This is a genomic window from Lentzea sp. CC55 (genome assembly GCF_021056325.1).
In the GTDB taxonomy this organism is placed as follows: Bacteria; Actinomycetota; Actinomycetes; order Mycobacteriales; family Pseudonocardiaceae; genus Lentzea; species Lentzea jiangxiensis.
This window is the reverse complement of sequence record NZ_JAJCXE010000056.1, coordinates 773,974-791,156: the sequence shown is the minus strand read 5'-3', so window position 1 is coordinate 791,156 and position 17,183 is coordinate 773,974. Positions and strand designations below refer to the sequence as shown.

The 17,183-nt window shown below is 70.5% G+C and carries 10 protein-coding genes; 4 read left to right on the top strand and 6 right to left on the bottom strand.

The window, feature by feature from the left end; genetic code table 11:
* Together L6E10_RS38365 and L6E10_RS38360 are read left to right on the top strand one after the other, a co-directional pair.
* A partial coding sequence (locus tag L6E10_RS38365; RefSeq protein ID WP_236225064.1) for a glycosyltransferase occupies positions 1-7,493 on the top strand: 7,493 nt, incomplete at its 5' end.
* A 19-nt stretch (positions 7,494-7,512) separates the two neighbouring features.
* On the top strand, positions 7,513-8,361 hold the full coding sequence (locus L6E10_RS38360) for an XRE family transcriptional regulator (protein ID WP_236225063.1): 849 nt from the start codon (positions 7,513-7,515) through the stop codon (positions 8,359-8,361).
* On the opposite strand, the gene L6E10_RS38355 is transcribed toward L6E10_RS38360, so the two are convergent.
* The 5 genes from L6E10_RS38355 to L6E10_RS38335 form a co-directional block, all read right to left on the bottom strand.
* Positions 8,342-9,571 carry an MFS transporter gene (locus L6E10_RS38355; RefSeq protein ID WP_236225062.1) on the bottom strand — a complete coding sequence of 410 codons (1,230 nt, stop codon included), beginning with the start codon at positions 9,569-9,571 and terminating at the stop codon, positions 8,342-8,344. The genes L6E10_RS38360 and L6E10_RS38355 overlap by 20 nt on opposite strands.
* A 189-nt stretch (positions 9,572-9,760) precedes the next feature.
* Entirely contained in the window at positions 9,761-10,555 is a 795-nt protein-coding gene (locus L6E10_RS38350; protein ID WP_374237604.1) for a hypothetical protein, read from the bottom strand.
* Positions 10,556-10,903: 348 nt separating this feature from the next.
* On the bottom strand, positions 10,904-11,359 hold the full coding sequence (locus tag L6E10_RS38345; protein ID WP_236225060.1) for an SRPBCC family protein: 456 nt from the start codon (positions 11,357-11,359) through the stop codon (positions 10,904-10,906).
* Between the two features lie 13 nt (positions 11,360-11,372).
* The gene (locus L6E10_RS38340; RefSeq protein WP_236225059.1) at positions 11,373-12,230 is read right to left on the bottom strand and encodes an NmrA/HSCARG family protein; all 858 of its coding nucleotides are present in this window, start codon (positions 12,228-12,230) and stop codon (positions 11,373-11,375) included.
* A 42-nt stretch (positions 12,231-12,272) separates the two neighbouring features.
* Complete coding sequence (locus L6E10_RS38335) at positions 12,273-13,205, bottom strand: D-2-hydroxyacid dehydrogenase family protein (protein WP_236225058.1); 933 nt, start codon at positions 13,203-13,205, stop codon at positions 12,273-12,275.
* Positions 13,206-13,231: 26 nt separating this feature from the next.
* Here L6E10_RS38335 and L6E10_RS38330 point away from each other — a divergent pair, with 26 nt between their 5' ends.
* Complete coding sequence (locus L6E10_RS38330) at positions 13,232-13,687, top strand: DUF3291 domain-containing protein (RefSeq protein WP_236225057.1); 456 nt, start codon at positions 13,232-13,234, stop codon at positions 13,685-13,687.
* A gap of 24 nt (positions 13,688-13,711) precedes the next feature.
* Here the strand turns inward: L6E10_RS38330 and L6E10_RS38325 are convergent, their stop codons facing one another.
* Positions 13,712-14,842: a lipase family protein gene (locus L6E10_RS38325; RefSeq protein WP_236225056.1), complete on the bottom strand. Its 1,131-nt coding sequence runs from the start codon at positions 14,840-14,842 to the stop codon at positions 13,712-13,714.
* 593 nt (positions 14,843-15,435) lie between these two features.
* On the opposite strand from L6E10_RS38325, the gene L6E10_RS38320 reads away from it, so the two are divergent.
* Positions 15,436-16,845 carry an acyl-CoA dehydrogenase family protein gene (locus L6E10_RS38320; RefSeq protein ID WP_236225055.1) on the top strand — a complete coding sequence of 470 codons (1,410 nt, stop codon included), beginning with the start codon at positions 15,436-15,438 and terminating at the stop codon, positions 16,843-16,845.
* Positions 16,846-17,183 lie beyond the last annotated feature (338 nt).

Here is a 17,183-nt window from a genome sequence, read left to right as displayed (position 1 = left end):
CCAACGTCGACCAGGACCACTGGAACCCCGACACCAGCCCCGAAGTCCTCGCCCACGAAACCCTGCACTACCTCGGCGTCCCCGACGAGTACAAGGACACGACCCGCGTCCTGCAACAACACGACACGAACTCCGGCGTCCACCAGAACGACGGCGGCCTCATGGACACCACCGCCCACCTGCCCGACCCCGGCATCCGGCCCCGCCACCTCTGGCTGATCGAACGCACCGCCAACAGCCAGGTCATGGTCCCCGACACCACGATCGACCCGCCCGGCCCGGCCACCGTGCCGCCACCCGCGGTGACCTCTCCCTCGTCCGGCACTGCGCCGCACGGCGTTCCCGCACCCAGCCCGAACGCCGCTCCCGGCACCGGTGCCGTCCCGCCGTCGTCGCCGGAACCGGCCGCGGTGACGCCCTCCACCCGGCTCCGCTCGGCCTCCTGGCCGCTGCCGCGTACGCACCAGGCCGCCCAGCAGTTCCAGGCACGGCCTGCGCCCGAGGGACACAGGCGGGAGTCCACCAAGAGCAACAGGCGGGAGTCCGTCCAGGACACCAGGCGCGAGTCCACCAAGAGCAGGCGCGAGTCCATCAAGAAGCTGTTCACCGTCGACGTTCCGGGGATGTTCAGGCGGGAGTCGCAGGCGTCGGTGCCGTTCACGGCTCCTGCCGCGGCCGTGACGCTCACCTCGTCCGACCCGTGGGTCGGCTTGCTGCACGCCCAGGCCGATCCGTCCACTGTGGATGTCGACGTCCTGAAGGACCACGTCGCCCAGGCGGTCGCCGAGGGCAAGCCCGGCAAGGCCCGCGTCCTGATCAACCGCCTGCGGGGATCGGACAAGCACGCCGAAGTGCAGCAGCACTACGACGACGCCGTCGCCGCGCGGGGCGACGAGGGTGCCGTCGAGATCCCGAAGGAGTTGCACTTCGCCTGGTTCGGCACCACGCCGAACGAGGCCGCCGTGCAGACCCTGCTGCGGTGGGCCGCGAAGGTTCGCGAGAACAACGAGAACTCGACCAGTCCCGGCCAGGACTGGAAGGCGACGTTCTGGACCGACGCGTCGTCGGCCGGTTGGGACCCTGAGGTCAAGCAGCAACTCGCGGACGCGGGCATCGACATCCAGACGGACGTCGACTCCCTGGTGCACGACCTCTCGACCGACGTGCAGAGCCGCACGGACACCCGGACGACGATCGACGACGTCTACTCCGCCGCCAAGGACCCGAATGCCAAGGCGTACAACCTGCAGTCCGACATCGCGCGGTACGCGGTGCTGGCCAAGCGCGGCGGTGTGTACGTCGACATCGACATCCGTCCCGGCGCGGTGTCGTTGATCGAGGTCGGCGACCTCAAGATGCAACCGACCGATGTACCGCTGTTCGCGCCGCGACTGCGGGACCAGCACAGCGTCGACACCGCGTTGGCGGGCCTGGAGAACGTCGCGCCGGGCGCCGCTCTCAGCACGGCCGCCGAGATCCAGTACGACAAGGGCGAGCTGAACAACAACTTCATCGTCGCGCCGCCGGGCAACGACTTCATCCACGCCTTCACCGACGTCATCCCGCAGAAGTTTGAAAGCCTGCAGAGCTACGGCATGTCGCAGGAGGCTTTCAGCAAGGCGCTCAAGAAGCAGGCGCCGGACATCTCCGGGCCGAACGTCCTGGTGGACGGTGGTCTCACGCCGGCGACCGGCCTCATCGGCCAGTTCACGATGCAGCCGGAGAACCACGGCCTGCGGGTCGAGATGAACTACTTGCCGGAGCCGGTGCCCCTCGTCGACAAGCGGGACTACAGCGCCCTGTTCGACCCGAAGGTCAAGAACAGCTGGTCGGGGCTCGACTGGGTGACGGCCGAGAGCGAGGCCCAGATCGACACCGGGTCGTCGCAAGCGTCGCTGCGGACCGCGAACGTCCCGAACGCCGACGTGACCGCTCCCGCCACCGCTCGCGCGGAAACGCCCCCGGACGTGCCCGTCCGGTCACGGAGTCCCCTCGTCCCGAACGATGTGGCGACGCCGGTCACGAGTTCCGCCGACGTAGCAGCCGACGTCCCTGCCGACGTTTCAGCTGACGTCCCAGCCGACGTCCCTGCCGACACGGACCCGGCCCACGGCACGACAGCACGAGGACAGCACGACAATCCCACGCGGCACGAGCTCACCGAGCAGATCGCGGCGATGGGACTCGACGCACGGCACGCCGCGTCGACGTTCGACGGCCTCAGCGCCCTGGGACCGGTGGAGAACCACGTCACGGACGTGCTGTCCTCCCCCGGTGTGCAGGGCCCGGTGAACCGGATCCTGTCGGCCTCGGGCTCGTTGGACCCGGAGCACGCCGGGCGGGTACGTGACCTGGTCACCGACCTGCTCGTGACCACGAGTGCCGTACCCGTGCGGCACCGCCGCGTCGGCGACATCACGAAGCTGAACCTCGGTCACGTCCACGACTGGCAGACCGCGCGACCGATGCCGCCGGCGACGCTGGAGCACGTTCTGGCCGAGATCGCCGCCGACGTCGAGGCCGGCCGTGTGCCACTGGCGGACCTGCCGCACCACGCGGCGGACCCGCTGCCCCGCCGGCTGGCCGTGCTGGGGACCCTCAACCTCGCACCGCACGCACGAGCCGGACTGCTGGCGCACCCGCCCTTCACGGCGCTGCTCGACTCACCCCACCTCGCCGACGCGCTGTTCGCCGGCAAGGGACTGGACGAGCAGCGGTTCCTGAACACGTGCGAGTCGGCCGCGGTCCACACAGGACTGCGCACTGTGTTGCCCACGGTCATCGCACAGGTGCACGCGGGCCGCGCGGTCGCGGACAGCGCGGAGCGGGCACTCCTGCGCGCCCTGGAGGACAGCCCCGAGCTGATGGCGCGCAAGGACCGTGCCGGCGGGCGCACCGTCGAACAGCTCGTGCGGGACCGGATCGCCGAGGCGCGCGAGACGTTCGACCGGCTGGAGCAGCAGTCGAGCACCGACGCACCGGACTGGGCCGCCATGAGCGACGAGTGGGGGCGGGTGATGCAGAAGCTCGCCGCCGTCTCCGACCCGAGCGAGGGCGTCGACTCCATCCCGGTGCTCAGCCGCAAGGCCATCCGCGGAGCGTGGACGGCCAGCGCGGTCCTGTCGCTGCCGATGGGGGTCGACCGGCCGGGCCGGCGGGCCACCGGTGTGAACGAGGACTACCGGCTGCTCGCCGAACAGGTCCTCGCGGATCCCACTCCGTCAGGCAGGACCAGGCCGCTCGCGGACCTCGTGGACGACAGGTTCTGGTCGCGGGTGCACCATGCCGGCGTGCTGCCCGTCGCACTGGAAGGGCGGTTCACCGCGCACGCGCTGTCCGTGCAGGCGGTTCGCCACGAGGGTGTGGAGGTCTACCTCGTCGGCGATCCGAAGAAGAAGCACTTCGACATGCTCACGCAGTCCGAGTTCGCCGCATGGGCCGCCCGCAGCAATGCGGAGGCGGCACTTCCGCTCCAGACCACGGTGATCACGAGTCCCGTGAACGTCCAGCCCGCTGCGCCCGCTGGGCCGGCGCACCCGCCGACGGGGCCCACCCCTCCCGAGCCACCGACGGAGCCCACTCCTCCCGAGCCACCGACCGGGTCCGGCCCTCCCGTGCAGTCGACGGCGAACTGGACACCACCGGAGACGTCGGCTCCCCACATCACCGCCGCGATCCGGCACGACAGCGCGATCGAACAGCGGCACCACGGCATGACCGAACAGCGGCACGACAGCACGACCGAACAGCGGCACGACAGCACCACAGCCGCCGCGGGCGACGGAGCCCGCCCGAACCGGGGTCGTCCGGCGGACGTCCTCGACTGGGCGCGACGGATGCCGCTGGTCGACCTGGCCATGACCGATCCCGGCGCCCAGATCCGCCAGGGTCAGAGCACGCGCGAGCACACGCAGCGGGTGCTGGAGGTCCTCGGACGGCCTGCTCCGCGGTCGTTCCCCGGCATCGGCCGGATCCTGCCCAAGATCACCGCGGTGCCCGCGCAGGGTCCCGAGGCCGCGACGAGGAACGACGCCGTCGCGCTGGCGTCCGTCGTGGACAACGTGGCCAGGGACATGGCCGACGCGTTCAACGACCCGCTGTTGAAACCGGTGTTCGCGCGCAAGATCATCGAGTCGCAGGCCGACCGGCTCCACTGGGACGGCGACGCGTCGTCCCCGTCGATGTCCCCGGAAGCCGTCCGCCTGGCCGGTGCGCTGGTCTCCGACGACCCGCTCACCTCGTTCATGCGGGGAGACGTCGAGCTCCCCGCCGTGGCCGCCAGGGTCGAGAGCCTCGCCCAGCGGGCCGGTCTGGACGCGCAGACGACCTTCGACCTCCTGCGCAGGCGCTACGAGGCGGAGATGCTCTCGTACACGATGTCCGAGATCGAGGCGGGGAGGCTCCGGCCGGACGCGCACGCCAACGGGTCGTTCGAGCTGGAGAAGCTGCCCGGTGAGATTGCGCCGAGCTACTTCCTCGACGTCGTCGAACTCCGCAAGACCGCCACTTTGCAGCGCTTCTTCGGCGGTCCCGAACGGGACAAGCCGGAAGGGCGCGAGTGGAACAACAAAGACCTGGCCCTCTCCAAAACGGCGGTCCAACGCCTCGACGACCTGCGAGCCGTGCTGGCACCCGCCCCGGCGGCGGTTGCCGCGGAGGCTCCCGCGGCCGATGCCACCACACCGGCGGCGGGGCCCTGGACCCCACCGGCCGCGCTGCCATTCACGGCGACCGACCTCGCGGCGGGCAGGGATGGGCTGGCCTCGTCCGCGGCCACCACCTCGGTACCGCCGCCGGGCTCCGCTCAGGCGGGGTCGCTGACCCTGCGCCAGTACGAACACCTGCGCGACATCCGGACCAACCGGTCCGAGGGCGACCAGGCGCTCGCCGCGGCAGCGGCACGCCGGGAGTCGGTCAAGCAGAACCTCGTCGAGAAGCTCTCGGTGCCGGACCTCGCCGCCGCGGAACAGGTGCTCGCGAAGGCCGAGGCCTGGTTCGCCACCGCGCCGATCACCATCTCGCTGAAGGGCGAGACCGTCTTCGGCTCCGACCAGGGAGCGGCGTCGCTCACCCAGCCCCAAGCGCGCTACCTGCCGGCCGCGGAGATCGGTCTGCGCGTCGTCGACTCGGCCGCGCTCGAAGCGCTGCGGTCCAAGAAGAACGACGTGGACGCGCACCGTGCCGAGGCCGACCGGCTGGTGGCCGAACTGGTGCAGAAGGCTCAGACGGAGGACATGTTCCGGCCGAGCCCGGAGTTCAAAGCACTGCAGGCCGAGCACCACCACGCCATGGCCATCCTGACGGCCAGCGAGGTCGACGGGGCCAGGACGCCGCGGCAGGTCCGCTACCTGGAGGGGTTGCTCGCCGAGGACCCGGACTTCGCCTTCTGGACGCTGTCCAACGAGGTCAACGTCACTCGTGGTGACAACTACACGCGGTGGCGCCGGGAGAAGGACGACGCCGAGTCGGGCAGGCGCGGGTTCGGCCCGCACGAGGCCGCGGTGTTCGGCGCGGTGAACGTGAACTACGACCGGACGAAGGGCTTCGAGGGAACGGCCGGCTACGGCGAGACCCACCTGCTGCTCGAACCGCACGTGCGCCAGCGGTCGTACTACACCTTCGGCACGAGGGGTCCTGCGCGCAGCAACGTCGTGGACCTGATGCACGACATGTTCGAGCAGAACCACACGGACTACGTCAAGGGCATCGTGCACAACGCCTTGGGGCTGGAAGGGATGGTCCCGCAGCGGAACCTGCTGCTGGAGACGCACGTGTACGGCGATGTTGTGTTCGGTCGTGACGTGGCGGAGGTCTCGGTCCCGCGCGCAGGGCTCGACCCGGCCGTGCGGGCGCGGATCGAGGCGTTCGCCGAGGCCCACGGCATCGGTTTGGCCGAGTGGGACCCGGCCGCGTGGCCGGAGCGGAAGGCCGAGGTCGACGCCGCGGCGGTGAGCGGCGCGCTCGCCGCCCCACCGGCGAACCAGGACGCAACCGACGCCAGCCGTGCCGGTGGCGCGGGTGAGCGGACGGCCCCGGGTCAGCCGGTCGCCGCGCCGCAGCTGCCGAAACCGGACCTCGGCAAGCCGTTCGTCGAGGACCTCTTCGACGAGATCGACGCCAAGACGTCCGCCGCGCCACGTCCGGCAGTTCTGCGGGACGCCGTGCAGTGGCGGGTTCCGGAGGACGCCGCGTCACTCACCCCGGACCGGCTCGAACACGAGTTCGGCATCCCGAAGGTCAACCAGGAGCGGTTCCAGAACTTCGTCGACCGCTTCAACATCGTGCTGGACGTCCGTCCGACGAACCCGGACTCCGTTCGCTGGCTCTACGACGGCGCGATACCGAAACCGAAGGACATCAAGGCGAAGACCATCAACCAGGCCGACGTGCTGCTCGGTGCCGACGCGGAGCACGTCGGGCTGGTCGGGTTCTTCCAGCCGAACCCCGACCCGGACCTCTCCGGCGTCGACCCGGCGATGCGGGAGAAGGTCGCCAAGCGCTTCAACGAACGCGCCGCCGAGTTCGCCGAACTGATCGGCACGATGGAGAAGTACGAGCAGGAGGGCAAGTTCAAGGTCATCGACGGTGTCGTCCACGGGTCGAACTCGCGAGGCGACCTCGTCTGGGTGACCGGTGACGCCGACATGTACGGCATGTACGACGCGGAAGGCAACCGGCTCGGCGAGGAAGACTACGAGGGCATGGTCTTCCTGCTGGTCAACCGCAACGTGGGGGTCCAGCACGGAGCACACCTGTACTGGGACCCGGTCACCGACTTCGACCGGAAGATCTTCGACAAGATCGTCGACAAGCACGTGACCGAGGAACCGCTGGTGCGGTTCAACCCGGGTCAGCCGGCGTCCCTCGTGCTCGCCGACCCGGTGCCACCGCGGGTCGACCCGGACAACCAGGCCGAGCCGGTCGAGTCCGGAGGTTCCGAACGGCACGAGGTGGCGGAGGCCGCCCCGCCGAGCCGGCTCAGCCAGTACGAGGAACACGTCAGCAGCACGCGGCGGCACCTGCGGCACCTGGCGTTCGACGTGCTCAACCGGCCCACTCCCCCGCCCGTCACCTCGGACGGCCTGTACGCGGCGGTCGGCGAAGTGGTGCGGCAGGACCCGGCGGCCCTGCGCGCACAGGTGCTGAACCACGCCGCCACGACCGCGGCGGTGAGCCAGGCGACGGCGGACTTCACCGCGGCCAGGCCGGTCCACACAGGACACCTGACCGGTGCGCTCGTCGAGAACGCCAACTGGAGGATGCACGCCGACGTGAACGAGAACGCCGGTGCCGCGAACGCGCGCGACCTGCTCGGCCACCTGATCGCGACCCGGCTGGGCACGACGGTGGTGGTCCACCGGGGCACGGGCGCGGCACCGCTGGTGCTGGCACCGATGGGTGACCACGCCGGAGTTCCCGTGGAGGTCGACATGGTGGTGGTCGACGGCCGCGTGACCTACCGGCCTCACCAGCCACTACAGCGGGGCGTGTGAATGCATTAGCGTGACCTGCGTGGACGAGTTCGCGCAGGCGCTCCGGACGGCGATCACCAATCGCGGTCTCGGTCTGGAGCGCCTGCGCGAGCACCTCTCGCAGAACGGCGTCTCCGTCTCGATGGCGACGCTGAGCTGCTGGCAGACCGGCCGCAGCCGGCCAGAGCGGCAGAAGTCGCTGCAGGCCGTCGTCCACCTCGAGCACATCCTGCGGGTGCCTCCCGGCCACCTGTCGGAGCTGCTCGGTCCGCCGCGCCCACGCGGCCGCCGGCTGCGCACGGCACCGGCGCCGGTGTCCGCGTTCTGGCCGGTCCCCGCGCCCGTCGAGCACGCCCTGCACGACCTGGACACGCAGTGGGACGACCAGCTGCTGCGCGTGAGCCAGCAGGACTTCGTGACGATCGGGGCGGACCGCACCGAACGGGTGTTCCGCTCCCGGCAGGTGCTGTCGGCGTCGATGAACGGGCCCGACCGGTGGGTCGTGATCCTGCACGCCGACGACCACGACCGCCCGTCGCCGCTGGTCAAGGCCCTGAAGAACTGCACGGTCGGACGGGTCGTCCAGGAGCCCGCCGAGGGGCTGCTGGTCGCGGAGCTGCTGTTCGAACGGCCGCTGCGCAAGGGTGAGAGCGTCGTGATCGAGCACGAGCTCGTGAACCAGGCGCCCTGTCCTCCCGCGACGAACTACGAGCGCAAGTTCCGCCTGCCGACGCGGGAGTACGTGCTCGAGGTGACGTTCCAGGGTGCCCCTCCCACCTCCGTCGTCCAGCTCGCGGACGGGTCCGAGGTGGCTCCGGGGCGCACGCTGCTGGACGTGGCGTTGAACGTGCAGCCCGGTGTGCGCGGGTTCAGCTGGTCGTGGTCCTAGCGCGGAAGCCGCGCGACGACGGGATCAGCGCGGCGGTCGCGGGAGCGGCGAAGCAGAGCACCGCGCAGACTCCGAGCACCGCGCTCACACCGAACTCCTCGATCGCGGGCGCGATGAGCGCGAGGCCGGCGGGCGCCAGCCCGTACGACAGCAGGAAGTCGAGCGACGAGACGCGGGCCAGCCTGGTGGGCTCGACCTCGCGCTGGATCGCGGTGAACCAGGGGACGTTGAACAGCTCGATGCCGACACCCGCCACGACGTAGACGCCGATCAGCGCGAACGGGTGCACCGGCAGCAGCAGGCCCAGCGGGATGAGGCCGTAGCAGGCGAGCCCGGCCAGCGCGACCCATCCCGCCGCCCGCGGCCGCCAGCGGGCGATCAGCACCGCGCCCACGAGCGCGCCCACGGTGTACGCGGTCGTGGCGGCGGCCAGCACCGCCTCGGTGCCGTAGCGGTCCCTGCTGACCAGCGGCAGGACGACGGCCGTCGCGGAGTAGCCGGTGGCGATCATCACCGTCAGCGCGGCCAGGCCGCCGAGCATCCACGGGTGGCGGCGTGCCTCCCCGAGGCCGTCGGCGAAGTCGGTGACGAAGCCTTTCGCGAAGCTCCGGTGCTGTGCAGGGGCCTTAACCGCCGTGCTCCCCTTCGGAGGTACGAGTGCGGCGCCCAGCCACAGGACCGCGGTCACCGCGAGCAGGGCACGGGCGTCGACGAGCAGGGCGGCGAGAGCGGTGAGGCCGGGGGCGACCAGCGTGGTGACCCTGATGGCGAAGGTGGTGGCGGCGTTGGCCTGCTGGCGTCCGGATTCCGGCACCACCTCGGCGACGAGCGCCTGGAACGCCGGGCGGCAGGCGCCCTGACCCGCGCCGACGACGGTGGCCGCCGTGGCCATCAGCAGCAGGGAGTGGCCCATCCCCAAGGCGATCACGGGGGTGGTGAGCCCGGCCGTGAGGCAGGACCAGAAGACGACGCCGCGCCGGGAGTGCCGGTCGGCGAGGACACCGGCGACGGGCACCGCGGCGAGGAAGCCCACCGTTCTGGTGGCGAGGACGACGCCGAGCTCCACGGCCGTGATCGAGCGTTCGAGCACCGCGAGGCCCAGGACGAACGGCAGGGCCCACATCGCGAGGCCCGACGCGGTCGTGCCGGTCCACAGGCGCAGGAACGCCGTGTTCCGGAAGACGGACGGTGCCGCGGCTTTCTCGGTCACGTGGCGTTCTCCGCGATCGGGGTTCGGGACCCTTCCAAGGTCTCACCCCGACCGCGGTCCTGACCACAGGGAGATCGAATGCCGGTCGGAATTCCTCGGTCGCGCGGAATCGACGGACGCGCAGGACGGCTGCTCCCCCGCGCCTCGGGGGGGAACAGCCGTCCTGCGCCGGAAGTCCGATGTGGACTGTCAGCCGATCTTCTCGATCAGCGCCCGGCGGATCAGGAACTTGCCGGGCTCCCGCACCTGTTCGAAGGCGGCGTTGTTCAGCAGCGCGCAGCTGCCGGACACCGACGCGACCTTCACGGTGGTGGACTTGTTGTTGTCCAGGTTCGTCACCTTGAGCGTCGTGCCGACCGGGAACTCACCGCTCGACGCGGCGGGCGCGCCGCCCTCGCCGGACAGCGTGACGGTCGAGCCGGCGCAGACCTGCTGCCCGGACGCGCCACCGTTGCCCTGGCCGGCCTCCGGCTGCTGGGGAGCGGGCGGGGCCGTCGCCTGGTTGCCGTTGCCCGCGTTGTTGTTGCCCGCGTTGTTGTTGCCCGCGTTGTTGTTGCCCGCGTTGGCGTTGCCCGCGCCACCGTCACCCGCGCAGCCCGCCGCCTTGCGCCGCTGCTGGATGAGGTCGACCACGGCCTGCCGGTTCGCGATGCGCGCTTCGGACTGCGCGTCCGGGTTCGCCTTCTGGCCCGCGATGAAGGTGAGGTTGTTCTGCAACGCCTTGTCGAGCCCGCCGCAGTCCTCACCGGACGTGGCGGCCTGGCCCTTCTCGGGCTGCGCCTGGACGTTGCCGCCACAGCCAGCGGCCGCACGCCGCTGGTTGATGAGGTTCACGACCGCCTGGCGGTTCGCGATGCGGGCGTCCGACTGGGCGTCGGGGTTCGCCTGCTGACCGGCGATGAAGGTGAGGTTGTTCCGCAGCGCCTGGTCCAGCCCGCCGCAGTCCTCGGCCGCGTTCGAGTTGGTGCCGCTGAAGGCGAAGATGCCACCGGCGACAGCGGCGACCGCCAGCACGGCACCCGCGCCGATCATGGCGGGCTTGCGGTGTCGAGCGCCCATTCTGTGTCTCCTCGGGGTGGATCGGTGTTGTACCGATGACTACGGGGAGGTCACGGAGCGGGTTCAATGTTCGGCTGGGGACAAAGGGTTTTAAATCGGTTTAAGGTTCGTGGACGTCCACGGGGCCGGCTTGTGCCGGCGGGTTCCCTTGAGGCACAGAGGTTTACGCCTTGGCTTCGCCGACCGTCACATGCGTTCCGGCAAGCGGACGCGCGCGATTCACGCTGTGCGGTCACCGCTTCGCTGGACGCCGCTCCCCCGCGGGCGACGCGGTCAGCCCGACTCCGCGGCCCTCTTCAACCGCTCCAGCGTCGCCTCGATGTTCCGCTGGTTCGTCACCGCGCGGTCCCTCACCCCGGTGGCCAGCCGCGTGATCGGCACGTACCACCCGGGCCGGCGGTCCCAGGTCGACTCCGTCACCCGGCACCCGCCCGCGGTCGGCTCGATGTCGTACTGCCAGCGCGACACCGCGAGCCCCAGAGACCTCACCTCGAACGCGAACCGGGTCGCGGAGCAGTCGGTCACCGTGGAGGTCGTCGGCCACACGCGCCAGCCGCGCCGGTTCACGCCGCGGAACCGCGCGCCGACCGACGGGCCGGAGCCACCCAGCCACCTGCCGCCCGCGTACTCCTCGGCGACGCCGCTCATGCCTCGCAGGTCGCTGACCAGGTCGAACACTCGCTGCGGCGAGGCGGCGACGTCGATGTGCGCGGTGGCGTCCGGAGTCATGCGGGCGAACTTACTACGGGTAGGTTCGCTGCACCAGCCACTCGCGCACGGTCCGAGCGGACGGCACGACCGCCCTCGTGGCGGCGACGTCGAACGGCACCGGGTGCGTCCTCAGCCAGCGCCACATGCGGGTCAGGTCGTCGCCCGCGAAGCGGTGGAACAGCCACTCCGGCATCGGGAAGCGCCGCGGCGGTCGCCCGCGGATCTCCCGCCAGAGCGCGCGGCACTCGTCGATGCTCCGCACGTCGGCGCACAACGGCAGGTCGGCGCCGATGAAGCGGTCCGGTTCGGCGAACGCGCGGGCCGCCACAGCACCCACGTCGCCGGCCGAGAACCACAGCAGCGGCCGGTCGGCGCCGATCAGCCGGGGCATCAGGTGCCACATCGACACCGCCGGGTAGAAGTCCTTGTCGGTCATCAGTTCCATGAACGCCATCGGCCGCAGGACGGTCAGCGGCAGGTCGAGCGACCGCAGGTGTGCGCGCACGACGAGCTTGTTCTCCCACTGGCGCACCCCCGTGCCCGGCAGTCCCGGCCCGGCCGAGGCGTACACGACGTGCCGCACCCCCGCCGCGGCCGCGGCGTCGCCGACCGCGCGTCCCTGCAGGACCTCCTCGTTCAAGCCGCCGGTCATCGGGTTCTGGACGCTGAACACGCCGTGGGCGCCGGCGAACGCGGCCCGCAGCGACTCGGCGGACGCCATGTCCGCGCGCACCACCTCGGCGCCGGCCGAGGTGAGCCGCCGGGCCGCGGGCGAGGAGGGGTCGCGGGTCAGCGCCCGCACCCTCCTGCCCCCGGCGAGCAGGTGCCGGGCGACCGAACCGCCCTGCCGTCCGGTCGCACCCGTGACCACCACCAGCTCAGCGTCCACAGCGGGCCTCCTGACCGGTCCATCGCCGGGAGGCCGCTCCTGTTACGCGAGCCGGCGAATCGGCCGGCCCCCGGCGAACGCGCGGATGTCCTCGACCGCCTCCCGGAAGTACGTGCGGTAGTTCGACTCCGTGACGTAGCCGAGGTGCGGGGTCGCGAGGACGTTGGGCAGCGTGCGCAGCTCGTCGGTCAGCGGCAGCGGCTCGACCTCGAACACGTCGAGGCCCGCACCGGCGATCTTGTTCTCCCGCAACGCCTCCAGCAGCGCCGCCGCGTCCACGACGGGTGCACGAGAGGTGTTCACCAGGAACGCCGACGGCTTCATGCACGCCAGCGCGGCCGCGTCGACCAGGCCGCGGGTCCGGTCGCCCAGCACCAGGTGGACGGACGCGAAGTCGCTCTGCGCCAGCAGGTCGTGCAGGCCGGCCGCGAGCCGGACGCCCTCCGGTTCCACCCGTTCGGCGGTCAGGTTCGGGCTCCACGCCACGACGTCCATGCCGAACGCCCTGCCGACGCGGGCGACCGCCTGGCCGAGGTGGCCGAAGCCGAGCAGGCCGAGGGTGCGGCCGGCCAGGTCGACGCCGACGGTGCTCTGCCACGGCCCGCCTTGGTGGAAGGCCGCGTTCTCGGTGACCAGGTGCCGGGCGAGGCCGAGGATCAACGCCCACGTCAGCTCGGTCGGCGGGGTCTTGAGGCTCCCGGTGCCGCAGACGGTGACGCCGTGCTCCCGCGCCGCCGCCAGGTCGATCGAGGCGTTGCGCATGCCGCTCGTGACGAGCAGCCGGAGCTTCGGCAGACGGGCGAACAACTCCGCGGTGAACGGTGTCCGCTCGCGCATGACCACGACGCACTCGGCGTCGGCGAGCTCGGGGGCCGGGTCGTCCAGGTGCTCGCGCAGGACCTCCACGTCGAGACCCGACCAGTCGGCGTTCGCGAGAGCCACGCCCTGGTAGTCGTCCAGCACCACACACCTCATGCGCCCGATCATGTCAGAGTGGACGCATGGGGGAATTTCAACTGGCGCAGGCGAACATCTCGACCGGCCGGTGGCCGTTCGACCACTGGCGGATGCGCGGCTTCGCGAGCCGGCTCGACGTGATCGACGGCCTGGCGCGCGAGGCGCCCGGCTTCGTGTGGCGGCCCAGTCCCGAGGCGGTGATGTCCGATCTGGTCCGGCTCGGCTTGGACCCGATGCGCGAGGCGTACAACCTCAGCGTCTGGGAGTCGGTCGAGTCGTTGTGGGCGTTCACCTTCGGCGGCGTGCACCTCGAGGCGGTGAAGCGCAGCGCGCGGTGGTTCGAGCCGGACAGCGCGTTCGACGTGATGTGGTGGGTTCCCGCGGGCCACCGGCCGACGACGGAGGAGGGGCTCGCCAAGCTCGCGCTGGTGAAGGAGGCGGGACCGACGCCGGAGGGGTTCACGTTCCGCAAGCGGTTCCCGCCGCCGGGCCTTTCCTGACGACGCCCACCGCGCCCGCGGTGATCAGCAGTCAGGACTCGTGGCCCGTCCGGCGAACCGGCCGCCGAGCCAGTCCACCGCGTTCGTGCCCCAGGCGCTGACCGCGGCGACGTGCCCGAGCAGCGGCAGCGGCGTCCACTGCACGTCGGCGCCGAGCGAGCACCACTGCGAACGGAGCTTCTGCCCGACGCTGAACGGGATCAGCTCGTCGAGCGTGCCGTGGTAGAGGTACACGGGTGCCGCGGGCTTGACCGCGCCGAGCGCGTTCTCGTTCAACCTCCGCTGCCACAACGGGTCCAAGATCACGTCCGGCGTGGTCGTCAGCGAGTTGAGGCGCGTGAACGGTGCCACCAAAGCGATTTCGGCCACGCACGACTCGCGGATCTTGCCGATCACCTGCTGACCGCGGGCGTTGAGCACGGACGAGAGAGGCAGTTCGGGGTAGGCGGCGGCATAGCCCGCGGCCGCCGCGAACACGAGCCCGGACCCGGCGTTGCCGTCGTTGTACTTCGCGACCGCGTTGAGGTCGGCCGGCACGCCACCGGCGGCGACACCGACGACGTTCAGCGAAGGCGCGTAGGACTTCCACTGCTCGGCGGCGGACGACGCGGCCTGCCCGCCCTGCGAGTAGCCGAACACGCCGACCGGCGCGTCCGCGGACAGGCCGGGGATGCCGCTCGCCGCCCGCGCCACGTCGAGCAGGGCGCGGCCCTCCGACCGTGCGACCGCGTAGGTGTGGTCTCCCGGCGTGCCCAGGCCTTCGTAGTCGGTCACGGCAACCGCCCAGCCGTGGAGCATGGCCCGGGAGAGGAAGGCGATCTCGACCTCGGTGCCGTTCTGCAGCTGCCGCGAGGGCGCGCACTGGTCGCCCAGCCCCTGCGTGCCCATCGCGTACGCCACGATCGGGCGCGGGCCGTTGTTCCACGGCAACGGCGAGACGAGCACCATGCCGGACACGACGGTGCTCGTTCCGGTCGCGGACGTCGAGCTGTACCGGATGTCGTAGGCCTTCACCGGCGCGGGCAGCAGCCGCAGCGGCTCCGGGTGCCACGCCACCTCCCGGCTGCTGAGGAGCTCACCCGGAGCCGCCGCCGCGGCAGGCGTCATCAGGGCGAACAACAGGAGAACGGCGGTGAGCACGGCTCGGAGCTGCATCGGTGGACCCCTTTGTGGTAACCGGCGTTACCGCAACTTAGGGCCGAACGTCGCAACGCGGCAATAGCCCGAACGGCTTGAGGGCTTCACACGACACCCTGGGTGGCGTACGGCGACGTGCGGGTCGGGCCGCGGAACCTGTCGACTGGTACAGCCGCAGAACGTCATACCGGCATTGCGGTAACCCGATGGGATGGTCGCCCTCGTCGAATCGTCACCAGAAGGCCATGCGCGCTGCGTGAGACGGTCTGATCGCGACTCCAGCACGTCACCGGAAATCGATCCCAGCCGCACTACTCCCACCTCACCTACACCCCTTCGCCGCGCGAAAAGCACAACCAACGCAGCTCTCCAAATCACGACGGTTGCACACGGCGGTCGGGCGACAAGCGTCACACAGACCAGGAATAAACAACGTTCCGGCAGCCGGAACGGCAGTTCCACGCCGACCTGACAACTGTATAACGTACGCCATAACCGCTGTTCGCAGCCACCAGCGCGCCGCCGAAAGGATACTCGTCCTCGTTCGATCGAGCATTCTTCCGCCACCGAACCAACCGCTGCCCGAAGGGCGGCGCGGGGGATTCACCCCGGTGAACGGAATCCTTCTGCCGCAGCGCAAAGCGACCCGCTCACCCCCAACAGCCAACACGAAACCGGATCGCAGGACAGCGCAACGCCTTCCAGGACGGAAGCCATCCGCAGCGAATCTGCTTTCTCCACGAGCAAGGCAAAACGGTGGCACACGCCAAAATTCCAGAGGATGTAGAGTGAGTTCCGCAGCGCAGCCGACCAACTACTTCACCACGCCTGAGCACGAGGCGCTTCGCAGCAGGGTCCGGGAGTTCGCAGATGCCGAGGTCGCACCTCGCGTGGCAGACATGGAAGCGTCCCGGTCGATCCACCACGAGTTGTCCCGGCTGATCGCTCGACAAGGCTGGCTCGCCGTCACGGTCGATCCGGAGTACGGCGGCATGGGCATGGGCCACCTGGCCAAGACGATCATCATCGAGGAGTTGTCCCGCGTCAGCGGCGCCATGGGCGCCATGGTCCAGGCATCCCAGCGCGGCGTCGCCAAGATCGTGCACTTCGGCAACGAGCAGCAGAAGCGGCGCTGGCTGCCGGCCGTGAGCGACGGTCGTTGCATGCCCACCATCGCCGTGACGGAACCGGAGTCCGGCGGACATGTTCTCGGCATGACCGCGACCGCCGAACGCGTCGGGGACGACTACGTCCTGAACGGCCGGAAGGTGTTCGTCGGGAACAGTCATGTCGGTGACCTGCACGGTGTCGTCGTCAGGACAGGCCCGGGTTCGAAAGGGCTGTCCGCGTTCCTCGTGGAGTCCACCGCGCCCGGCTTTTCGCTCGGCCGGTACGAACCGGCGATGGGCCTGCACGGCTTCAGCTTCGGCGAGCTGATCTTCCAGAACTGCCGTGTGCCGGCGGAAAACCTGCTCGGTGTCGAGGGCGACGGCCTTGCGGTCGCGTATTCGTCGAGCACCCTGTACGGCCGCCCCAACCTGACGGCCGTCTCACTGGGAATCCACCAGGCGATCGTCGAGCGGACCGTGCGGTTCACAATGGAACAACGCCGTTACGGCGCTCCCCTGAGCGAGGTTCCCACCGTCAAGCAGAAGCTCGGGCAGATGCAATCCCAGCTGATGACGGCCCGCCTCACGGCTTACCACGCGGCGCACATGCTCGACCAGGGCATGCCATGCGACCCGGAACTGATGAGCGCGAAACTGATCAACGTCGAGTCCTCGTTGGACAGTGCGCGCACGGCCATGGAGATCCACGCCGCGTACGGCCTCGATCCGGCTCGCCACATCGAGCGGCTCTTCCGCGACGCCAACCACATCTACGCGCCGGCGGGCACGTCGGACGTTCAGCGGCTGCGCCTCGCCGAGGTCGCACTGGGCACCTATCGCGACCAATGGTCAGCCCGGTTCGCCGACCAGCTCCGTTCCGGCGGGAACTCCGTCCGGGTCGTCGCCAGCTGACCGGACCGTGGGCGACAGGCTGCAGCGTCAGCCTTGCTCCTGTCGCTCCACCGCGGTTCAGGTGGCGTCGTCGACACCAACACGACCAGGTTTGGACGTGCTCGGCGTCGGCGTAGCCGGACTCGTGCGTCGACGGGATGCCCTTCTGGACGTGAGTACCGAAGGCCACCTTCCGCGACACGGCGATCTCGTGCTCCGCGCGTACTCGCTCGTCGGGAGCCAGTTCACGCGGCCCGAGGGCGGGAAGTGGTGTCGCAGGAACTGGTCGCAGCAGGCGAGGATCCGGCCTTCGACGACGTCGTCATCGACGGCAGGTCGCCGCGAGTGCCGTACTGGAT

Bases quoted from the DNA above. Each gene is read 5' to 3' on its own strand.
- L6E10_RS38345 (WP_236225060.1), bottom strand. From the start codon at position 11,359: ATGACTCCGGACGCCACCGCGCACATCGACGTCGCCGCCTCGCCGCAG.
- L6E10_RS38335 (WP_236225058.1), bottom strand. From the start codon at position 13,205: ATGAGGTGTGTGGTGCTGGACGACTACCAGGGCGTGGCTCTCGCGAAC.
- L6E10_RS38325 (WP_236225056.1), bottom strand. From the start codon at position 14,842: ATGCAGCTCCGAGCCGTGCTCACCGCCGTTCTCCTGTTGTTCGCCCTG.
- L6E10_RS38330 (WP_236225057.1), top strand. From the start codon at position 13,232: ATGGGGGAATTTCAACTGGCGCAGGCGAACATCTCGACCGGCCGGTGG.